Genomic DNA, 20846 nt, shown 5'->3' with positions numbered 1-20846 from the left:
CGCTCTCTTCACTTTCTGATCAGATAATTCGTGTGGACGCTTGCCAAGATTCGGCTTTCGTTTAAGGAGGTGATCCAGCCCCAGGTTCCCCTAGGGCTACCTTGTTACGACTTCACCCCAGTCATGAACCACACCGTGGTAACCGCCCTCCCGAAGGTTAAGCTAGCTACTTCTGGTGCAATCCACTCCCATGGTGTGACGGGCGGTGTGTACAAGGCCCGGGAACGTATTCACCGTGGCATTCTGATCCACGATTACTAGCGATTCCGACTTCATGGAGTCGAGTTGCAGACTCCAATCCGGACTACGACCGGTTTTGTGAGATTAGCTTACCTTCGCAGGTTTGCAGCCCTCTGTACCGGCCATTGTAGCACGTGTGTAGCCCAACTCGTAAGGGCCATGATGACTTGACGTCGTCCCCACCTTCCTCCGGTTTGTCACCGGCAGTCTCCTTAGAGTTCCCACCATTACGTGCTGGCAAATAAGGACAAGGGTTGCGCTCGTTACGGGACTTAACCCAACATTTCACAACACGAGCTGACGACAGCCATGCAGCACCTGTCTCAGAGCTCCCGAAGGCACAAAGCTATCTCTAGCCTCTTCTCTGGATGTCAAGAGTTGGTAAGGTTCTTCGCGTTGCGTCGAATTAAACCACATGCTCCACCGCTTGTGCGGGCCCCCGTCAATTCATTTGAGTTTTAACCTTGCGGCCGTACTCCCCAGGCGGTCTACTTATCGCGTTAGCTTCGCCACTAAAAGATCAAGTCTTCCAACGGCTAGTAGACATCGTTTACGGCGTGGACTACCAGGGTATCTAATCCTGTTTGCTCCCCACGCTTTCGCACCTCAGTGTCAATATCAGTCCAGGTAGTCGCCTTCGCCACTGGTGTTCCTTCCTATATCTACGCATTTCACCGCTACACAGGAAATTCCACTACCCTCTACTGTATTCTAGACTAGCAGTATCAGATGCAGTTCCAAGGTTGAGCCCTGGGCTTTCACATCTGACTGACCAATCCACCTACGCGCGCTTTACGCCCAGTAATTCCGATTAACGCTCGGACCCTCCGTATTACCGCGGCTGCTGGCACGGAGTTAGCCGGTCCTTCTTCTGTCGCTAACGTCACAGTATGTACGTATTAAGCACATACCTTTCCTCACGACTGAAAGTGCTTTACAACCCTAGGGCCTTCTTCACACACGCGGCATGGCTGCATCAGGCTTGCGCCCATTGTGCAATATTCCCCACTGCTGCCTCCCGTAGGAGTCTGGGCCGTGTCTCAGTCCCAGTGTGGCTGATCATCCTCTCAGACCAGCTAGAGATCGTCGCCTTGGTGAGCCATTACCTCACCAACTAGCTAATCTCACGCAGGCTCATCCAATAGTGCAAGGTCCGAAGAGCCCCTGCTTTCCCCCGAAGGGCGTATGCGGTATTAGACCAAATTTCTCTGGCTTATCCCCCGCTACTGGGTAGATTCCTACGCGTTACTCACCCGTCCGCCGCTCGTCAGCATCTAGCAAGCTAGATCTGTTACCGCTCGACTTGCATGTGTTAGGCCTGCCGCCAGCGTTCAATCTGAGCCATGATCAAACTCTTCAGTTTAAATCATATGTTGTCACCAGGAATATGGTGACTGCTCTAGTACTAAACAACCGGATTGCATTTGAAAATGCAAAACCTATTGTAAATCGTTTTAAATGAATTCACTTGGTTGCTTGTCTAGAAATAAAGCTATTTGCTTCACCTCAACAAGCGCCCACACGAATTATCTGATCAAATTGTTAAAGAGCGTTGCGTTGAGAGTCAATCTCTTTCGTCTCAAGCGAGGCGCATATTCTACTTTGCGCCGCTTCAAAGTCAACCGTTATTTTGTGTTTTTCTGAATTAATTTTCAATCAATTCCAACACAGCTACAGCCTTTGAAGCTTTCAAACTAAATCCTATAAAACCAAGGTTTTTCAAGGAGTTAATCCAACCTCACCTTAGGTCATTCAGCGCCGCTTTGCGGGCCTCCCTAAGCAAGGACGGCGAATTATAGACACTTCCTAAACAACGTCAACAGCCAGAACTAAAAAACTGCAAAATAAAGGGAAAAAAGTGAGATTAGGCGAGTATTAGGACGAAATTGATCATTTAACGATCAAACCAAAACTTACCAAGACCCACTGTACGCCCTAAGCACACCATTTTCCCTGCTAGGACGCTCTAAGCGCTAGGCTGATGCTCGTCGATAACTAGTCACCGACTAATACAAAGACAGTCCCCATCATAAACATAACTAATAATAGGAACAGACATAGGGAGAACATCACATAGACAATCTCTTTAAACTTAATCGGCCATTTCATAGGGCTACTCCTTTCCTGATCTATCTATAGGTATAGACCAAACGACCGACGTACGTCTAACAGATACAAAAACGGCCTTTATGATAAAGGCCGCTATAGGTTATGTGCTCGGTTTATGTTTACTCTTTCGCCACGCCCAAAGCAGCGGCCCTGACACGGCATACGCCAAAAATAGTATCCATAAAAACGTCGCTGGGCTAATGGATATAATCCCTACCGCCAACACAATTCCCGCCAAAATAAGAAAAGGCACCTTTTCCTTAAGGCTTACATCTTTAAAGCTATAGTAGAGAACGTTACTCACCATCAACACACCGACGATAGCCACGTAGGCCGCTATAAAATAAACATAAGGAGCGCCATCAATATCGTACTCAGTCGCCGCCCACACTAAACCCGCAACCGCAGCCGCAGCAGCAGGGCTCGGCAAACCAATAAAATAGCGTTTATCTGTCGATCCTATCTGGGTGTTAAACCGGGCTAATCGCAATGCCGCACCCGCAACGTAAACAAACGCTGCAAACCAACCAAGTTTGCCAATATCATCGAGCACCCAATTAAACACAACGAGCGAAGGCGCAACACCAAACGACACCATGTCAGCTAAGGAATCATATTCAGCGCCAAACGCACTGGATGTATTTGTCATACGCGCAACACGCCCATCCAAACCGTCGAGTACCATCGCAACAAAGATGGCAATGGCCGCATTTTCAAAATGGCCATTCATGCTCGCAACTACTGCATAAAAACCAGAAAATAACGCCCCTGTTGTGAAAAGGTTGGGTAGTAAGTAAATACCGCGACTACGTGGTTTTACAGGTTCTGGTTTATCTTTATTCTGAAGTTCTGTCATTGCTCTTTAAATCACCCAATAAGCATGAAAAGTACATTCTACTGCGCACGGCGCTAGGAAGCCATTTTATCAAAAAAATCAATTTTTTAGATGTTCTTGATCAATAAGAGCTCACCACACACACCCCTTGCTAAACGCCTGCTTACGGCAGCCTATCTGCTCACCCCCAGCCTTGCCTATATCACTATAGAAACAAAGGTTCTAAGTCACAACTGGGCTTATTACCAATTTTTTGCCAATTTTCCTTTATCCACTGATCCGCTGTAAGACGCCCTTTCTCTTTTAGCTCCTGCAGAAAAATCTGACGGGTGTCATACTTACTCGCCTGTTCTAAAGAAGAAAAGACCTCACCGGATTCAATAAGATGAAAACGTAAGCTCCTAAAACGCCGCTCTAAACCATTCGTACTAAAATAACACCCTTTTGCCTGCTGAATGGTGTAACTAATGGCTCTCATCTCGCGCAAGAAAGTACTCTGAAAACCTAATTCAGTCACACGTTGATTAATAGCTTGGGACGTTGTCGGTAACTCATACCCTTGCAAGGGTTGCAGCAAAACCAACATAATATCGTCTTCCTTACAATCAAAGATAAGTGGATATACCGCAGGATTACCCGAAAAGCCGCCGTCCCAATAATAACTCCCATCAATCTCTATCGCTTTATGCAGTGTAGGCAAACAAGCCGACGCTAACGCATGCTCAATCGTTAGTTCATTTTCTCGGAATAATTTAATTTTTCCACTACTCACATCCGTTGCTGCGATAAACAACTTCATCGGAGATGCGTCTTTTAGCTGCTCAAAGTCGACCAACTCCTCCAATAGATAGCGAAGCGGATTAATATCTAACGGGTTTAAATCATAGGGGGATATATAACGTAACAGATCCATCATCCAGCCCGTCATCGATGTAATCTGAGTATCATGAAACTGAGACCCTAAAAGCTCTCCTGGTGAGTTCAGCGAAACCTGTGTCCAAAACGTTTCTAGCAGCGCTTTTGCACCCTCCGCTTTCCCCTGCTGCCATCCATGCGCAAGCAATATTGCATTCATTGCACCAGCGCTGGTACCTGTTAATGCCCTCGGTTTGAAATCCTCCTCTAGCAACCGATCAAGTACGCCCCAAGCAAAAGCTCCATGCGCCCCACCACCCTGCAAGGCCAAGTTCAATGTCTTAGTCATGATAAGCCTCCCGCTATTATTGTGCACTGCACAATAATAGCATACCGAACAAACACATCAGGGCGCAATACGTTAAAAAGGCAGCCATCGCTAGTTTAAAATCCCGATAAATAGCATAAACTACTGGCAAGTATTTCAATATTTGCAACAATAGTACCTATGGACATAAAACAGTTACGACAGTTTATTCACTTAGCTGACAGCTTACATTTTGGTCGCGCCAGCGAAGCATCCCATATCAGCCCATCCGCACTAAGCCGCAGCATAAAGCAGCTTGAGGATGAAGTGGGGGTTTGCTTATTTGAGCGCGATAACCGAAGCGTAGCATTAACCGCTGAAGGGACTATTTTTTTAACTTATGCCCGCGAGTCATTAGCGCAATGGAATACACTCCGCACACAATTAATGGAGCGAACCGGCGAGTTACAGGGCCAAATAAGTATGTACTGCTCAGTAACGGCCAGCTATAGCTTTCTCTTTGAGATTCTCAGCGAGTTTAGAAGTAATTACCCGAAGATCGAGATCAAGTTGCATACAGGCGACCCTGAACATGCAATCAGCCAAGTTTTATCAAACGATGAAGATTTTGCCATCACAGCAAAACCTGACACTTTACCTACAGGCTTAGCGTTTAAACCTATAGCCCTTTCACCTTTGCTATTTATCGCCCCCAAACAGGGCATCAACGGTAAGGCAACCCCTATCAGCAGGCTTAATGAAACGACACCAATGATACTGTCAGAGGGGGGCGTGGCGAGAAAACGCATAGATCGCTGGTTCAAAGAACAAGCAATCAAGCCGCTAATTTATGCCCAAGTGGCAGGTAATGAGGCGATTGTGAGCATGGTAAGCCTCGGCTTTGGCATAGGCGTCGTCCCTAAAATCGTACTTGAAAATAGCCCACTCGCTAATACAGTCGATATTTTAGACATACACCCTACACTCAAAGCTTATGAAGTTGGGATCATCACATTAGAGAAAAAACTAAAAAACCCTTTAGTAAATGCCTTTTGGGCACAGCTCAAGCCTAGCTTATAAGCCACTTTTCATCAGCGACGAAATGGCAGGGTTATCATCCCTTTAACTGTACATATCAGTTTCGGATCACTCAACTCGCTCAGCCCAATATCCATACCTAAATGGCCTTTTACTGGCTGTGCCTGATAGGTCGAGAAAAGACGATCCCAACAAGAAAGCGCAAAGCCATAGTTACTGTCCGTTTCTTGTCGAATCTGTGAGTGATGTACTCGATGCATATCCGGCGTCACGAAGAATACGCGTACAATCTTATCCACAGCTTTAGGCAGCTGAATATTGCTATGATTAAACATCGCAGACGCATTCAACATCACCTCAAAAATAAGCACCCCAACAGCTGATGGCCCCAACAAGACAATCGCAACCATTTTGATCAACATAGATGACACGATTTCAATCGGGTGGAAACGCGCCCCTGTCGTCACATCATAATCGGGGTCAGCATGGTGTACTTTATGTAATGCCCACAACAACGGAATTTGGTGAAATAGCACATGCTGCCAATAGATCAACATATCGAGAACAACGATAGTGATAACCGTGTTCAAAAGCAGTGGTAACTCAATTTGATTGAGCAAACCATAACCTTCCTGCTCCATCGTAAGCGCAACACCAACCGCAGCGATAGGAAATAAAAGCCGCAGCATTACACTATTTAAAAACACCAACCCTATATTGTTACACCACCGATACCAGCGAGGAAAACGTAAAGGACGACAAGGCTTAACCGTCTCCCATGCGCCCATCAGCAAAAAGACACCGAAGAAAAAACCTAAACGAATTGATAGCTCATTAGCTAACAACCAACTATCCCAACTAATCATTAATTGTTGCGCCTATTAGCGCCTCAAGCTCCGGTAAAACGCACGGTCTACCGCGTTGATTCAAGGCAACACCAGTTACTAACGCATCAAGCGCAACCTGCCCCTCGGCATTAATAACTTGCTGGCGAAACCCAAACTTAACTTTACTAATACGTTCCACACTCACCGTGACATCAAAATGATCACCACTGGTGAGCGACCGTTTGTAATCCATCTCAGACCGCACAACAACTAAATGTATTTTTTGTGCGGTGAGTGCAGCAAAGTCGATACCTTTAGCAAGCAAATACTCATGCCGAGCGTGTTCTAAGTAATTAAAATAAACACCGTTATTCACAATACCTTGCAGATCACATTCATAATCTCGCACCTTAAATGCCAAACTAAATGACATAACATACCCCTTTACAAAAACACTTAGAAAAAAATAACTGTACGACTCAACACACGGACGCAGTATAGCGCCAGAAACATCACTATACCCAGACTAACTATGGAGTGTTAGACACGGTGAATTAGGGTAAAACAATAGCGTTACCCGCTATATTTAAGCAGTATAGATGCAACAACCTACTAAATAGTTCCCAATACTACAAAACGTATAACCGTCGATGCTCAACTGCTAAGCGAATTAGCCAAAAGGACACCCTATGAAAATAATGCCTGTCACCGGTCGTGAAATTGAACTACCGCAAGGTCAACGTATTATATCGACGACGGACCTCAAAGGCCGCATTACTTATGTCAACCAAACCTTTTGCGATATTTCTGGGTTCACCGAAAGTGAGCTGATTGGAAAAGCACATAACATCGTGCGCCACCCCGACGTCCCCGTTATAGCCTTTAGCAACTTATGGGATTCTCTTAAAAACGACCAAGCATGGCGCGGCATTGTTAAAAATCGCTGCAAAAACGGTGACCATTATTGGGTCGATGCATACGTCACCCCGCTGTACGAAAAAGGCCAAAAAGTAGGTTACCAGTCCGTACGTTTTAAACCAACCGCTGCTCACATACAAAAAGCACAAAGTATTTACACCACTGCCAATGCGGGAAAAGCATCAAAAGCACTTAAACTACACTCACGCACACAACGAGCAGCCCTCTTGTTTGCAACTGTGTCGTTGCTCACACTCTTAGGTGCTTGGTCTACGGGGGCATCACTCACTGTAATGGGTATCATTGCCATCAGTGAACTCTTCCTAGCGGGAGCCCTATATCATCTAATATCGCCCTTAGCAGCACTTTCGACCCTTACACGATCCCGCGTTAGCAACCCACTTATTCAACTCATGTATTGCTCCCGACAGGATGAGTTTGGCGAAATAGAGCTCGCCTTACAAATGAACGAAGCACGTAACACAACGGTACTCACCCGTCTAAATGATGTCAGTCACACCATAGACAACGCTATAAACATCACCGATAGCGCGATTCAACGAACCAACGAAGGAATCAATCAACAAGATAAAGAGAGCGACATGGTGGCCACCGCCGTTCACGAAATGGCAAACGTTGCACAAACCGTGGTTACCAACACCCATAACATGTCTAGTGCAGCACAAGAGGCCCTACATATAACAGACGAGGGAAGAGGTGCTATCTTCAATACGGTAAACCATATAAAAGACCTGTCTGATGAAGTCGCCGAAGCCAGCCAAACAACGCAAGCATTACAGCAACACACCGATAGTATTGGAGATGTCATTTCAATCATTAACGGCATTGCAGAACAAACCAATCTATTAGCGCTTAATGCAGCCATAGAAGCCGCAAGAGCCGGCGAATCTGGCCGTGGGTTTGCCGTTGTAGCAGATGAAGTTCGCACCTTAGCGACCCGTACGCAAAACGCTATCCAAGAGATAGAATCGTCAATTGAGCGGGTTCAAGCTGCCGTAGCAAAAACCGTCAATATGATGGCGTTAAGTCGGGAGCATGCACAACAAGGCGTGGACATCGCAAACCAAGCAGACGAAGCCTTCCAAAAGGTGCGATTATCGATGACTGATATCTCGGACCACTGCTCACACATTGCCAGCAGCTCCACCGAACAATCCTCTGTCGTTGAAGATGTCCAACAAAATATCGTATCGATTAGAGATCTCGCAAGAAGTAATAGCCACGCCTCAGATGAAACCGCTTCAGCCAGTAAAGCACTACGCGATCTTGTCCGACAATTAGATTCAATGGTCACCGCATTTGACCGATAACGGAGAAGGAGACAGTCATGCCAGCACAGACAGAACATTATCAAGGAAGCTGCCTTTGCGGCAGTGTTCACTACGAGATAACACCACCTTATACAACCTTCCAATATTGCCACTGCTCACGTTGCCGCAAAGCAACCGGTAGCGCCCATGCTAGCAATATCATTATTCCTCCTACACAGTTTGCATGGATCAGCGGCGAAGCTCTCGTGGGACGATATGAACCCAAAGAGAGCAAGCACTTTGCTAACAACTTTTGCAAACGCTGCGGTTCCACCCTGCCTTGGCTTGCCAAAACCGGAGGCGCCGTTGTCGTACCCGCCGGAACACTAGATCAAGCGCCAGGCGCACACCCTGAGCGCAATATCTTTTGGCAAAGCCGCGCCCCGTGGTACACACTGCCACATCAACTTAATGCGTTCCCGACCCTGCCCAATAAAAGCGAAGCCTGCTGCTTACTCGACTCTAAGCCCACGCGTTAAAATGAACTCTAAGCGCATTCACAGGTCTCACCCTTATATAGAGGCCTGCAATGAAAATCAAAACAACTAACCTTAAAGTAATGACCCTACTCGGTGCTATCAGCTGCTCCCATCTAGCGATGGCAGAGCAAATCTTTCAGCACCAAGGGCAACCGCCGCAATTAATTGAGCTTTACACATCTGAAGGCTGCTCCAGCTGCCCCCCTGCCGATAAATACCTAGCAACTTTTCTAAAACACCCCCAATTGTGGAAAGCGGTTGTGCCTTTAGCGTTTCATGTCGATTATTGGGATTATTTAGGCTGGGCGGACCCATTTGCACAACAGCAATTTAAAGAGCGCCAGTATAATTACCGACGCCATAATCATATCAGCTCAGTCTACACACCCGGCTGGATTATCAACGGCAAAGAGTGGAGAGGCTTTTTCAGTAGGCAAGACTTACCAGCCAACGCCACATCGAAACATGGCGCTCTATACGCACAACTTCAGGGAAACCAACTCAACGTACGCTATCAGGGAACAGGTGAAAATCTGTCATTAACGGCCCATATAGCCGTGTTAGGCTTTGACCTGAGCAGTCAAATACCCGCGGGGGAAAATAAAGGTAAAACGCTCAATCACGCCTTTGTCGTATTGCATAAACAGGAAAAGAAACAAGATACATGTGAGTGGCACTTTGCTTTACCTGAACGCGCTACAGGTCAACGTTACGCCCTTGCTATATGGGTATCCGATAAAAACCAAACACCCATTCAACTTGCAGCCGATTGGCTAAAAGAGACTTAATAAAAAAAGACGGCTCCCTCGCAGAGGTGCCGCCCATAAATCCCTGAACAGGGCTATCACATAGCTAATTACTCATCACTACCTAAAAAACCAAGCAAGTGCAGTAAGCTCGTAAACAGGTTGTATATGGAAAGGTATAGGGAAACAGTCGCCATGATGTAATTGGTTTCACCACCATGAAGAATATTACTGGTTTCATAAAGAATAAAACCGGACATCAGCAACACGAACATGGCCGACACGGCCAAAGACAAAGCAGGTATTTGAAAAAAGAACGCCGCTAAACCCGCAACAATACCTAAAATCATGCCCACCATTAAAAAGCCCCCCATAAAACTGAAGTTTTTCTTGGTGGTTAATACATAGGCGGACAACGCTAAAAAGATAATGCCGGTCATTCCCATCGCATTCATTACGATAGCGCCACCACCAGGCATTGATAAGTAGTGTCCAACAATAGGCCCTAAGGTATATCCCATAAATCCTGTCAGCGCGAAAACTGAGGGAAGCCCCCAGATACTGTTACTTAATTTCGCAGTCAGGAAGAACAACCCTAAAAAGCCAACTAAAGAGATGATGATGCCGGGGTGGGGCAGCTGCAGCAATAAAGAACCACCCGCAACAATCGCACTAAATAGCAGTGTAAGGGACAACAATGCATATGTATTGCGCAGAACCTTATTCGTCTCAATCGCAGAGGATTGTGAATAAGTAGCGGAAGAACTCATAGATGTTTTCATAACACCCCTCCTAAAATAAAAAACAAACCAAAAGCTTATAAAAGCTTTCCGGCACCAACCTTTACAAACTAAACGCCTTCCAAAATTAACTAAAGTCGATTATTCTTAAATAAATAATCGTTTTTTACGAGCACTTATGATTAATTACAAGCATCTACATTATTTCTGGATGGTCGCCAAAGAGGGAAGTATTGTCGCAGCGGCAGAGCGCTTAAACGTTACGCCCCATACGATTAGCGCGCAACTCAGTTTACTCGATGACTATTTAGGCTGCTCCCTATTCACTAAAGTTGGCCGCCAGTTGGAGCTGACAGAAACGGGACATATGGTGCTTAGCTATGCAACCGACATATTTTCACTAGGTGGCGAACTAGAAGAACGTGTCCGTAATTTAGACAAGAACCGCCCACTGGTTTTTAAAGTTGGGGTCGTTGATGTTGTACCCAAATCCATTGCATACCACCTTTTATCCCCAGCAATCGATGACATAAAAAATATACGAATGATCTGCCACGAAGGCGACGCGAATGGACTACTGGCTGAGCTAGCACTCCACCGGTTGGACCTTGTTATCTCTGAGTCCCCTATTCCAACCGATGTTAGCATTAACGGCTTTAGCCATAGCTTAGGCCATTGTGGCAGCAGCTTTATGGCCCACCCAGATGTGGCTTCACAATTAACCGATGATTTCCCAAACAACCTCAATGGCAGCCCAATGCTGTTACCCGGTGAAACAACAATTGTCCGTAGCCAGCTTTTACAATGGTTTAGCAAAAACCGAATTCACCCACGGGTGATTGGCGAGTTTGACGATAGCGCACTTATAAAAGCATTCGCGAACGCAGGCAAGGGAATTATGGTAGTACCTACACCTATCAAGGATGAGGTGATCGCGCAATTAGGTCTAGTGTGCTTGGGAGAGACCGATGAGGTTGTGAATCACTTTTATGCCATCTCGATCGAACGAAAAATATCCCATACCGCCGTCGAGAAGATCACCACCTCAGCAAGAGACTGGTTAGACTAGCCCCCCAGCTACATATATATACACAAACAAAAAAACCGCTAAGATTAGCGGTTTTTTTTGATCTAGCCAGAGGACGTTTAAACGATTTTTGGATCCAGCGCGCCCGTCTCATACTGCCCAGCCATATCTTCTAAAGAGATCGCTGTCATCTTAGAGGCGTTACCTGCAGAGCCAAACGCTTCATAACGCGCTATACAGATATCGGTCATCGCATCCATTGTCTTCTTCAAGTATTTACGCGGATCAAATTCAGATGGGTTTTCAGCCATAAATTTACGGATAGCACCCGTCGACGCCAAACGTAAATCCGTATCAATATTGACTTTACGCACACCGTATTTAATACCTTCAACGATCTGCTCAACGGGTACACCGTACGTTTCAGGCATATCGCCACCAAACTCATTAATCACCGCTAACCATTCCTGAGGAACAGAAGAGGAGCCGTGCATAACAAGGTGAGTACCAGGGATACGGTCATGAATCGCTTTAATTCGGTCAATCGCAAGAATATCGTCCGTAGGGGGACGCGTAAACTTGTATGCCCCGTGGGAGGTACCACATGCGATAGCTAATGCATCAACGCCTGTTTTCTTAACGAAATCAGCGGCTTCATCAGGATCGGTCAGCATCTGCTCTTGTGAAAGCGTACCTTCCGCACCGACACCATCTTCTTCACCAGCCTGCCCCGTTTCAAGCGAACCTAAACAACCCAGCTCACCTTCAACTGAAACACCGCACGCATGCGCCATCTCAACGGTACGACGTGTCACATCAACATTATACTCATAGCTTGATGGTGTCTTACCATCAGACATCAACGACCCATCCATCATCACCGATGAAAAGCCCATCGCAATTGAGCGCTGGCAGATAGCAGGTGAAGTACCGTGATCTTGATGCATGCAAACAGGGATATGAGGAAACTCAGCAATCGCTGCTTCGATCATATGACGCAAGAAGTTGGACCCTGCATATTTACGCGCACCGGCTGATGCTTGAACAATCACTGGAGAGTTGGTTTTATTTGCGGCTTCCATAATAGCGCGCATCTGTTCCAGGTTGTTCACGTTAAATGCTGGAATGCCGTAGTTGTACTCAGCAGCATGATCCAGCAGCTGACGCATGGAGATTAAAGCCATTTTGCCACCCTTTTATGTTCGTTAACGTTGCCTAAAGGCAATAAGATGGGCGCAGTGTAGCACCCATCACTTATTAAAATTATGAATTCTTCGCTTCTAATGCCGCAACAGCAGGTAGAACCTTACCTTCGACAAACTCAAGGAAAGCACCACCGCCCGTAGAGATATAAGACACTTTATCAGCGATATTGTACTTATCAACCGCCGCAAGCGTGTCTCCACCACCCGCAATAGAGAAGCCTTGGTTTTCGGCAATAGCTAAAGATAACGCTTTTGTACCTTCACCAAACTGATCAAATTCGAAAACACCCACAGGGCCATTCCAAATAATTGTACCGGAGGAACGCAATAAATCAGCCAACTGTTTCGCAGATTGAGGACCTATATCCAAGATCATGTCGTCTTCAGCCACATCATCAACCAACTTAATCGTTGCTTCAGCACTTTCAGAAAAATCTTTTGCCACAACAACGTCAATGGGCAGCGGTATTTCAGCTTTTGCCATTAATGCTTGCGCTACGGGAATTAAATCATGCTCACACAGCGACTTACCCACAGGCTTACCTGCCGCAGCAAGAAATGTATTCGCAATACCGCCACCAACAATCAGCTGATCAACATTATCAGAAAGTGCGGTTAACACTTCGAGTTTAGTCGATACTTTTGAGCCACCCACAATGGCAGCAAGAGGGCGCGCTGGTTTATCCAATGCTTTGCCTAATGCATCAAGCTCACCCGCGAGCAGAGGGCCCGCACAAGCAACCCGCGCAAAGTGAGCAACACCATGGGTAGATGCTTGGGCGCGATGTGCGGTACCAAAGGCATCCATCACATAAACGTCGCACAACGCAGCCATCTTTCTAGATAGCTCTTCGTTATCTTTCTTCTCACCCACATTAAAGCGTACGTTTTCAAGTAGCACGACGCCGCCTTCAGCAACATCGAAAGCACCTTCCAACCAATCTTTAATTAGAGGAACATCACGCCCCAGCAATTTTGCCAGATGATTTGCAACCGGTTGCAGAGAGAACGCTTCGTTATACTCACCTTCCGTTGGTCGACCTAGGTGAGACATGATCATCACCTTAGCACCTGCATTTAACGCCAGCTCAATGGTCGGAAGTGCTGCACGAATACGCGCATCCGAGGTAACTTCTCCATTTTTTACTGGAACATTTAGGTCTTCACGGATCAAAACGCGCTTTCCGCTTAGATCCAGTTCACTCATTTTCAGTACGCTCATGACGTGCCCTACTTATGTTTAAAAATTAAAATTGAAATCATCGCTCATTAACTGTGTAGCGTTTATGCCTTACAGCCAATGTAAATTCTGTTTTATACACTTAACCTAACTGCAACCAATGCCTAGCAACATCAAGCATTCGATTTGCAAACCCCCATTCATTATCAAACCAGCACACCACTTTAACGAGATGCCCTTCCGATACTTTGGTTTGCGTACCATCAACAACAGCGGACCGCGAATCACGATTAAAATCCACCGAGGCATGAGGTTCTTCGGTATACCCCAACAACCCCTTTAAAGCCCCTTGCTCTGACGCGCGGCGTAATATTTGATTAACCGCATCAACCGAGGTCGCCTTATCAACATTAATCGACATATCCATCATCGATACATTAATTGTTGGCACTCGAATATGAAGACACTGAAACTTACCCTCTAGATGCGGCAACAAACGATCAATGCCTTTATCTAAGCCGGTATCCACTGGGACAATCGAATGCATCGCGCTACGGGTTAACCGTAGATCCGTTTGATGGTAACTATCGATCACAGGCTGGTCATTCATCGCTGAATGAATCGTAGTGGTCACACCATTTTTAATGCCCAGCTCTCTATCCAGAAGATCAAGTACAGGAATAATACAATTGGTGGTACAAGAGGCGGCTGAAACGATCTGGTGCTCCGCCTGCAACAACTGCTCATTCAAGCCATAGACAATCGTTGCATCAACATCGGTTGTCGCTGGCTGCGAGAAAAGTAACCTTTTCGCGCCCTGTTTCAGGTGCCTATCTGCAGCGTCTCTGGACTTAAACGATCCCGAGCATTCAAAGATCAGATCGATTCCCAACTCAGCCCAAGGCAGATCGGTAACCTCAGACTCATTAATCACACGAATTTTATCGCCATTAATCAACAAAGTTTCGCCATCATGGGAAACCGGAACCGGGAAGCGACCGTGAGTAGTATCGTAACGGGTGAGATAGGTCACCGTTTCAATATCAGACAGCTCGTTGATAGCAACGACCTGAAAAAAATTCTGTAATCCATTCTCATAGATTGCACGCAGCACACATTGGCCGATCCGACCATAGCCATTTATTGCAACGCGATAATTCAATCTATTTACCTATATCATGGATTAAAAATAGAACAGAAAAGGCCCAGTCGTCACTGGGCCTTACTTTTCAATAGGTGATTAGAGTACCGATTTAACCGTCTCTACAACATTTTCTGTTGTGAAGCCGAAGTACTTAAATAGATCACCCGCGGGTGCCGACTCACCAAATGTACGCATACCAACAATCGCGCCATCCAAGCCAACATATTTGTACCAGAAATCCGCCTGTGCTGCTTCAACCGCAACACGTGCTGTAACAGATGACGGCAGAACGGATTCACGATATTCCGCAGACTGTTTATCAAATAAACCTGTTTCAGGCATAGATACAACTCGTACCTGCGTACCTTCAGCGGCCAATGCAGAGGCGGCATCCATTGCCAAACCAATTTCTGAACCTGTTGCGATAAGGATAGCATCAGGCTGTCCATCCGTATCACGAAGGATATACCCCCCCTTCGCAATATTGGCTATCTGTTCAGCCGAACGCTGCTGATGGGGTAAATTCTGACGCGAGAACACCATCGCTGTCGGACCATCAACACGCTCTAATGCAGCCTTCCATGCCACCGCAGATTCTACGGCATCACATGGACGCCAGCAGCTCATATTAGGTGTATGGCGAAGGTTCGAGATCTGCTCAATCGGCTGATGGGTCGGGCCATCTTCACCCAAACCTATAGAATCATGGGTATACACATGAATCGCACGTAGCTTCATCAATGCAGCCATACGTAAGGCGTTACGCGCATACTCCATAAAGACTAAGAAGGTTGCGCCATAAGGAATGAAGCCACCATGAAGGGCGATACCATTCATGATTGCCGACATACCAAATTCACGAACACCGTAAAACAGGTAGTTACCATTCGCATCATTCTTAGTCACACCTTTACAACCCGACCACAGCGTCAAGTTAGAACCGGCAAGGTCAGCAGAGCCACCTAAAAGTTCAGGCAGTAACGGGCCATAAGCATTCAGTGCGTTCTGAGACGCTTTACGAGAAGCGATCGTTTCGCCTTTCTCGTTGATCTCGTTGATCCAAGCATCCGCTTTATCAGAAAAATCGGCTGGAAGATCGCCTGAAATACGGCGTAGAAGTTCAGCAGCCTCTTCAGGGTATTCTGCACGGTAAGCAGCAAAGCGAGCGTTCCATTCATTTTCTGCGTGAACCCCTGCTTCTTTCGCGTCCCAATCGGCCGCAATATCTTCAGGGATCTCAAAGGCAGGATGTGTCCAGCCTAAACGTTCACGGGTCAACGCGATCTCATCATCACCTAAAGGTGCGCCGTGACAATCTTCTTTACCTTCTTTATTAGGTGAACCAAAGCCGATCACTGTTTTACAGCAAATCAACGTCGGTTGTTCCGTATTTTCCTGAGCTTGGGTAATCGCAGCACGAATCTGATCAGCATCGTGACCATCCACCGCCGGAATCACCTGCCAACCATACGCTTCAAATCGCTTAACATTGTCGTCGGTGTACCAACCTTCAACTTCACCGTCGATGGAGATGCCATTGTCATCCCAGAACGCGATCAACTTACCAAGACCTAAAGTCCCAGCTAAAGAGCAGGCTTCGTGAGAGATCCCTTCCATCATGCAGCCATCGCCCATAAATACATAAGTATTATGATCAACGATCTGATGACCTTCACGGTTAAACTGAGCCGCTAACGTTTTTTCAGCAATGGCGAAACCAACAGCATTAGTCACGCCCTGACCTAAAGGACCCGTTGTTGTTTCAACACCAGGGCAGTAACCATATTCAGGATGTCCTGCGGTTTTAGCATGCAACTGGCGGAAATTTTTCAGATCTTCAATGGATACATCATAGCCAGTTAAATGTAACAGGCTGTAGATCAGCATAGAGCCATGTCCGTTAGACAAGATAAAACGGTCACGATCAAACCATTGTGGGTTAGTTGGGTTATGCGTCATGAAATCGTTCCATAACACTTCGGCGATATCCGCCATACCCATAGGGGCACCCGGGTGACCAGATTTTGCTTTCTGTACGGCATCCATGCTCAGCGCGCGGATCGCGTTGGCAAGTTCTCTACGAGAAGACATTAACTAAGCTCCTGGGCAGATAGCCCAATTTGAAGATTCAGGATAATTTGCGCGCAATTTTCTCGCAGATAGCGACTCGCATCAAATAAGATTTCGCATTTATTGATAAAAATGAGTGTTTTTCATGTAAAAAGTTAAAATTCTCATCATAAGAGCGTCTTTATAATATGCATTTGGCTAATCTCACGAGTAGAATACGTCCTTAATTTTTCGGCGGCTCACACGACTAAACTGATTTTGTTGTCTGTACTTGTTATTTAAGTACCACACTGAGCCTCCTTGACCACCCGTTCACAAAGGTATTTTAACGATGAGCGAATACAGCTTATTTACTTCAGAATCCGTTTCCGAAGGTCACCCCGATAAAATTGCTGACCAGATTTCTGATGCCGTACTTGACGCAATTATTGCCGAAGATAAGTATGCCCGTGTCGCCTGTGAAACTATGGTAAAAACGGGTGTCGCTGTTGTTTCTGGCGAAATAAGCACCTCCGCATGGGTTGATCTTGAAGACCTCGTTCGCAAAGTGATTTGCGATATAGGTTACACCTCATCAGAAGTCGGCTATGACGGCGACACATGTGGTGTCATTAACATCATCGGCAAGCAGTCGATTGATATCGCACAAGGCGTTGACCGCTCTAAGCCCGAAGACCAAGGTGCTGGTGACCAAGGCCTAATGTTTGGTTATGCATCAAACGAAACCGACGTTCTAATGCCTGCGCCGATTACTTACGCCCACCGTTTGGTCGAACGCCAAGCTGAAGCACGTAAATCAGGCCTATTACCTTGGTTACGCCCAGATGCAAAATCACAGCTAACGTTCCGTTATGAAAACGGCAAACCTGTTACTGTCGATGCGCTGGTCCTTTCCACACAACATAACCCTGATGTTTCACAATCGGATTTACGTGAAGCCGTAATGGAGCTGATTGTTAAACATGTGATCCCTGCAGAGTGGATTACTAAAGACACTCAATTCCATATCAACCCAACAGGCAACTTTGTTATTGGCGGCCCCGTTGGCGATTGCGGCTTAACGGGCCGTAAGATTATTGTTGATACGTATGGCGGTATGGCGCGTCATGGTGGCGGTGCATTCTCAGGCAAAGATCCATCAAAAGTTGACCGTTCAGCAGCATACGCAGGTCGATACGTTGCGAAAAACATCGTCGCTGCCGGTTTAGCCGATCGTTGTGAAATCCAGATCTCTTATGCGATTGGTGTGGCTAAGCCGACCTCCGTTGCGATCAACACCTTTGGCACAGGCAAAATTGCCGACGATAAGATCATTCAGCTTATCAACGAATACTTTGACCTACGCCCTTACGCAATAACAACGATGCTGGACCTCTTACACCCGATGTATCAGGCGACAGCAGCCTATGGACACTTCGGTCGCAACCCGTTTGAAATGGACTATAAAGGTGAAACCTTTACCGCTTTCACATGGGAACGCACCGATAAAGCCGATGCACTTCGTCAGGCCGCAGGCCTATAAAAGCATCGGTTAAAAACAGCGATTAATTAATTAAAAGCACCTTTCAGGTGCTTTTTTATTGCCTACACATTTTTATATGTCAATAATGAGGGCCTATTAGACAACTTACTATAAATAATGACGCTAAGTAACTTTACAATAAGACAAAAACTTATAGGCCTTGTACTGATCCTTGCCCTAGGAATCGTCACGACCTCGTGCTTAGCTTTTTATTTTTCCTATCAAGACACGCTGTCTGGAAAAAAAGAACAGATTCGCAGCGTTGTTCAATCAGCCGCTAGCCAAATAATACTGCTCAATCAACGCAAAAATGCACAGGAAATAACAGAGCAAGAATTTGATCAGCGCTTACATGATCTCATTTACAGTACCGCTTATGGCGCCCATGGATACCTTTATCTCCTTAAAAATGAAACCCAGATTCACCTACATCCAAAGCGTAGTGATTTAGAAGGGCTTTATTTAGAGGAGGTCACGGAGCCCGCCGATAACCAGCTAATGATCAACGGACTGAAACAGATCAGCAAAGAACCCGACAAATCCCTATGCTGGACCGTATCATGGCCAAAACCTGATGGCGGCGCATCGGTTGCCAAGCTCACATACGCACAACTTATACCCGATACAGATTTCATCTTAGGGACCGGTGTCTACATAGACGACCTGATACCACGCTATATCAAACGAGCTCTAAGCTACTTTGTCGTCACACTGATTGTGTTACTCACCGCCATTGCGACGGCGATTATTATCTCAAGAAATATTGTTAGCCCCATCATCAACCTGTCAGCGCAAATGGAGAAGCTGTCAGAGGGCGATACCGACCAAACCGTAAAATTCACCCATCACGGCGACGAGATCGGCCAGATGGCGCGTGCATTAGAACGCTTCAGAGAATACCTCATTGAGAACAAACGCCTACGTTATGCCCATGAGCATGTTCAATTTTTAGAAAACTTTGACCCCGTCACCCGGCTCTATAACCGCCGCGCCATGGGTGAATCCTTAGAACGTGAGATCATTCGCAACTTCGAAACCCAAGGTAAAGTCCATTTCCTATTTATTCGTCTCGACCTGCTTAGAAACTTAACCATAGAACTAGGGGATGAACAGCGCGATCAGATTCTAATCGAAACCGCTAACCGCCTCAAAGGGATACTGTCGATCAACCACCGACTCGCTAAATTATCCGAAGGTAGCTTTGGGTTAATGTTGGTCAACAAACCTAAAGACACCAAACTAGAAGAACTAATAAACACCATACTACAGACGATCGAACGCCCGATTAAACTGCAAAACTTACATATTCAGATCGTCGCGCGGATTGGCGTCACCTCTTACCCTGAAGATGGTGACCAACAGTTTGAGCTCATCGGCCGATCTGAAATCGCAGCAAAAACAGCCCGCAAGCAAGAGCAAAGTTGGCTCTACTTTAGCCAGATAAAAGAGCAACAGGTCGAGTCAAAAATGGAACTATGGCAAGACCTATCAACAGCGATTGATGAAAATCAGCTGTACTTAGTCTTCCAGCCGTTGTTTGACCTAAGTAACAATGCCGCCCTCTCAGCAGAAACCCTGCTACGCTGGAATCACCCAGAATTAGGCCCTATATCACCCGCCGTGTTTGTGCCCCTTGCCGAACAGAGTGGGCTCATCTCACGGTTGGACCACTGGGTTCTAAACGCTGTCGCAAAACAGTGTAGGGCATGGTTAGATGCCGAGCTCCCCTTCCCTAAAATTGCCATCAACTTATCAGGCATCAGTTTTTTACGCAGTAATTTTGAAAACAAGCTGCACACCATCTTCGATCAATACGACGTTTCTCTGGAACATATAGAACTAGAATTGACCGAAGGCGTGTTAATCGAAGATCTCGCCCGCATCCAAGACAAATTACAGCGCGTTAGAGAGACCGGGGCGAGTATATCCATTGATGACTTTGGTACCGGCTACTCATCCTTGAGCAGGATCAAGAACTTACCGATTGATCATATTAAAATAGATAAATCGTTTATTGATGATTTGGACGCCAACACCCAAGATTTGAAAATTGTTCAAGCCATCATACTTATGGCACAAGGACTACAACTCAAAGTTGTTGCTGAAGGGGTAGAAACAGAGTTACAACTCTCTATTTTACGTGAGGCAAAATGCGATATAGTTCAAGGCTACTTACTCAGCCGCCCGCTTTCCGTCGCTGACTTTGAAGCCCTGATCGATGAAGACCTTATTATTGAAGGCGACTGAACTAAAAGAACGGCCGGATAATACAC

At 46.2% G+C, this 20846-nt stretch carries 16 protein-coding genes and 1 rRNA gene; 7 read left to right on the top strand and 10 right to left on the bottom strand.

Translation table 11 applies throughout. The features are described from left to right. Window positions 1-62 precede the first annotated feature (62 nt). From A3773_RS09125 to A3773_RS09115, 3 genes are all read right to left on the bottom strand, one after another. Window positions 63-1603, bottom strand: a 16S ribosomal RNA gene (locus A3773_RS09125). Window positions 1604-2449: 846 nt separating this feature from the next. Beyond that, window positions 2450-3205 (bottom strand): CDP-diacylglycerol--serine O-phosphatidyltransferase, encoded by a 756-nt coding sequence (pssA, locus tag A3773_RS09120; RefSeq protein ID WP_067985231.1) that lies wholly within the window; start codon window positions 3203-3205, stop codon window positions 2450-2452. 184 nt (window positions 3206-3389) lie between these two features. After that, window positions 3390-4388 (bottom strand): patatin-like phospholipase family protein, encoded by a 999-nt coding sequence (locus A3773_RS09115; protein ID WP_067985229.1) that lies wholly within the window; start codon window positions 4386-4388, stop codon window positions 3390-3392. Between the two features lie 159 nt (window positions 4389-4547). Here A3773_RS09115 and ilvY point away from each other — a divergent pair, with 159 nt between their 5' ends. Continuing rightward, a complete protein-coding gene (gene ilvY, locus A3773_RS09110; RefSeq protein WP_067985227.1) occupies window positions 4548-5426 on the top strand; it encodes an HTH-type transcriptional activator IlvY in 879 nt (292 codons plus the stop codon). Between the two features lie 11 nt (window positions 5427-5437). On the opposite strand, the gene A3773_RS09105 is transcribed toward ilvY, so the two are convergent. Together A3773_RS09105 and A3773_RS09100 are read right to left on the bottom strand one after the other, a co-directional pair. Beyond that, the gene (locus A3773_RS09105) at window positions 5438-6250 is read right to left on the bottom strand and encodes a sterol desaturase family protein (protein ID WP_067985226.1); all 813 of its coding nucleotides are present in this window, start codon (window positions 6248-6250) and stop codon (window positions 5438-5440) included. Next, complete coding sequence (locus tag A3773_RS09100) at window positions 6243-6644, bottom strand: acyl-CoA thioesterase (RefSeq protein WP_067985223.1); 402 nt, start codon at window positions 6642-6644, stop codon at window positions 6243-6245. Before A3773_RS09100 ends, A3773_RS09105 begins: the two co-directional genes overlap by 8 nt. 256 nt (window positions 6645-6900) lie before the next feature. Between A3773_RS09100 and A3773_RS09095 the strand changes: the two genes are divergently transcribed. From A3773_RS09095 to A3773_RS09085, 3 genes are read left to right on the top strand one after another with little or no spacing between them, the layout of a single operon-like run. Next, entirely contained in the window at window positions 6901-8460 is a 1560-nt protein-coding gene (locus A3773_RS09095) for a methyl-accepting chemotaxis protein (RefSeq protein WP_067985221.1), read from the top strand. A 17-nt stretch (window positions 8461-8477) separates the two neighbouring features. Next, window positions 8478-8939 (top strand): GFA family protein, encoded by a 462-nt coding sequence (locus A3773_RS09090; RefSeq protein WP_067985219.1) that lies wholly within the window; start codon window positions 8478-8480, stop codon window positions 8937-8939. A gap of 50 nt (window positions 8940-8989) precedes the next feature. Beyond that, complete coding sequence (locus A3773_RS09085; protein ID WP_067985216.1) at window positions 8990-9727, top strand: DUF1223 domain-containing protein; 738 nt, start codon at window positions 8990-8992, stop codon at window positions 9725-9727. 68 nt (window positions 9728-9795) lie between these two features. Here A3773_RS09085 and A3773_RS09080 read toward each other — a convergent pair whose 3' ends face one another. Next, window positions 9796-10467, bottom strand: a complete 672-nt coding sequence (locus A3773_RS09080; RefSeq protein ID WP_067985215.1) for a Bax inhibitor-1/YccA family protein — start codon at window positions 10465-10467, stop codon at window positions 9796-9798. Window positions 10468-10603: 136 nt separating this feature from the next. Here A3773_RS09080 and nhaR point away from each other — a divergent pair, with 136 nt between their 5' ends. Next, the gene (gene nhaR / locus A3773_RS09075) at window positions 10604-11494 is read left to right on the top strand and encodes a transcriptional activator NhaR (protein ID WP_067985213.1); all 891 of its coding nucleotides are present in this window, start codon (window positions 10604-10606) and stop codon (window positions 11492-11494) included. Window positions 11495-11571: 77 nt separating this feature from the next. Here nhaR and fba read toward each other — a convergent pair whose 3' ends face one another. The 4 genes from fba to tkt form a co-directional block, all read right to left on the bottom strand. After that, a complete protein-coding gene (gene fba / locus A3773_RS09070) occupies window positions 11572-12636 on the bottom strand; it encodes a class II fructose-bisphosphate aldolase (RefSeq protein WP_067985211.1) in 1065 nt (354 codons plus the stop codon). A gap of 79 nt (window positions 12637-12715) precedes the next feature. Beyond that, a complete protein-coding gene (locus A3773_RS09065; protein WP_067985209.1) occupies window positions 12716-13879 on the bottom strand; it encodes a phosphoglycerate kinase in 1164 nt (387 codons plus the stop codon). Window positions 13880-13979: 100 nt separating this feature from the next. Beyond that, entirely contained in the window at window positions 13980-14999 is a 1020-nt protein-coding gene (locus A3773_RS09060) for a type I glyceraldehyde-3-phosphate dehydrogenase (RefSeq protein WP_067985207.1), read from the bottom strand. Between the two features lie 78 nt (window positions 15000-15077). Further along, entirely contained in the window at window positions 15078-17072 is a 1995-nt protein-coding gene (gene tkt / locus A3773_RS09055) for a transketolase (RefSeq protein ID WP_067985204.1), read from the bottom strand. A 310-nt stretch (window positions 17073-17382) separates the two neighbouring features. Here tkt and metK point away from each other — a divergent pair, with 310 nt between their 5' ends. Next, entirely contained in the window at window positions 17383-18573 is a 1191-nt protein-coding gene (metK, locus tag A3773_RS09050) for a methionine adenosyltransferase (RefSeq protein WP_067985202.1), read from the top strand. A 117-nt stretch (window positions 18574-18690) separates the two neighbouring features. Then, complete coding sequence (locus A3773_RS09045; RefSeq protein WP_067985200.1) at window positions 18691-20820, top strand: EAL domain-containing protein; 2130 nt, start codon at window positions 18691-18693, stop codon at window positions 20818-20820. Window positions 20821-20846 lie beyond the last annotated feature (26 nt).

This window comes from Neptuniibacter pectenicola (assembly GCF_001597735.1).
Lineage (GTDB): Bacteria > Pseudomonadota > Gammaproteobacteria > Pseudomonadales > Balneatricaceae > Neptuniibacter > Neptuniibacter pectenicola.
Note: the sequence above shows the minus strand (reverse complement) of the source record. Positions and strands in the feature narration are given on the sequence as shown.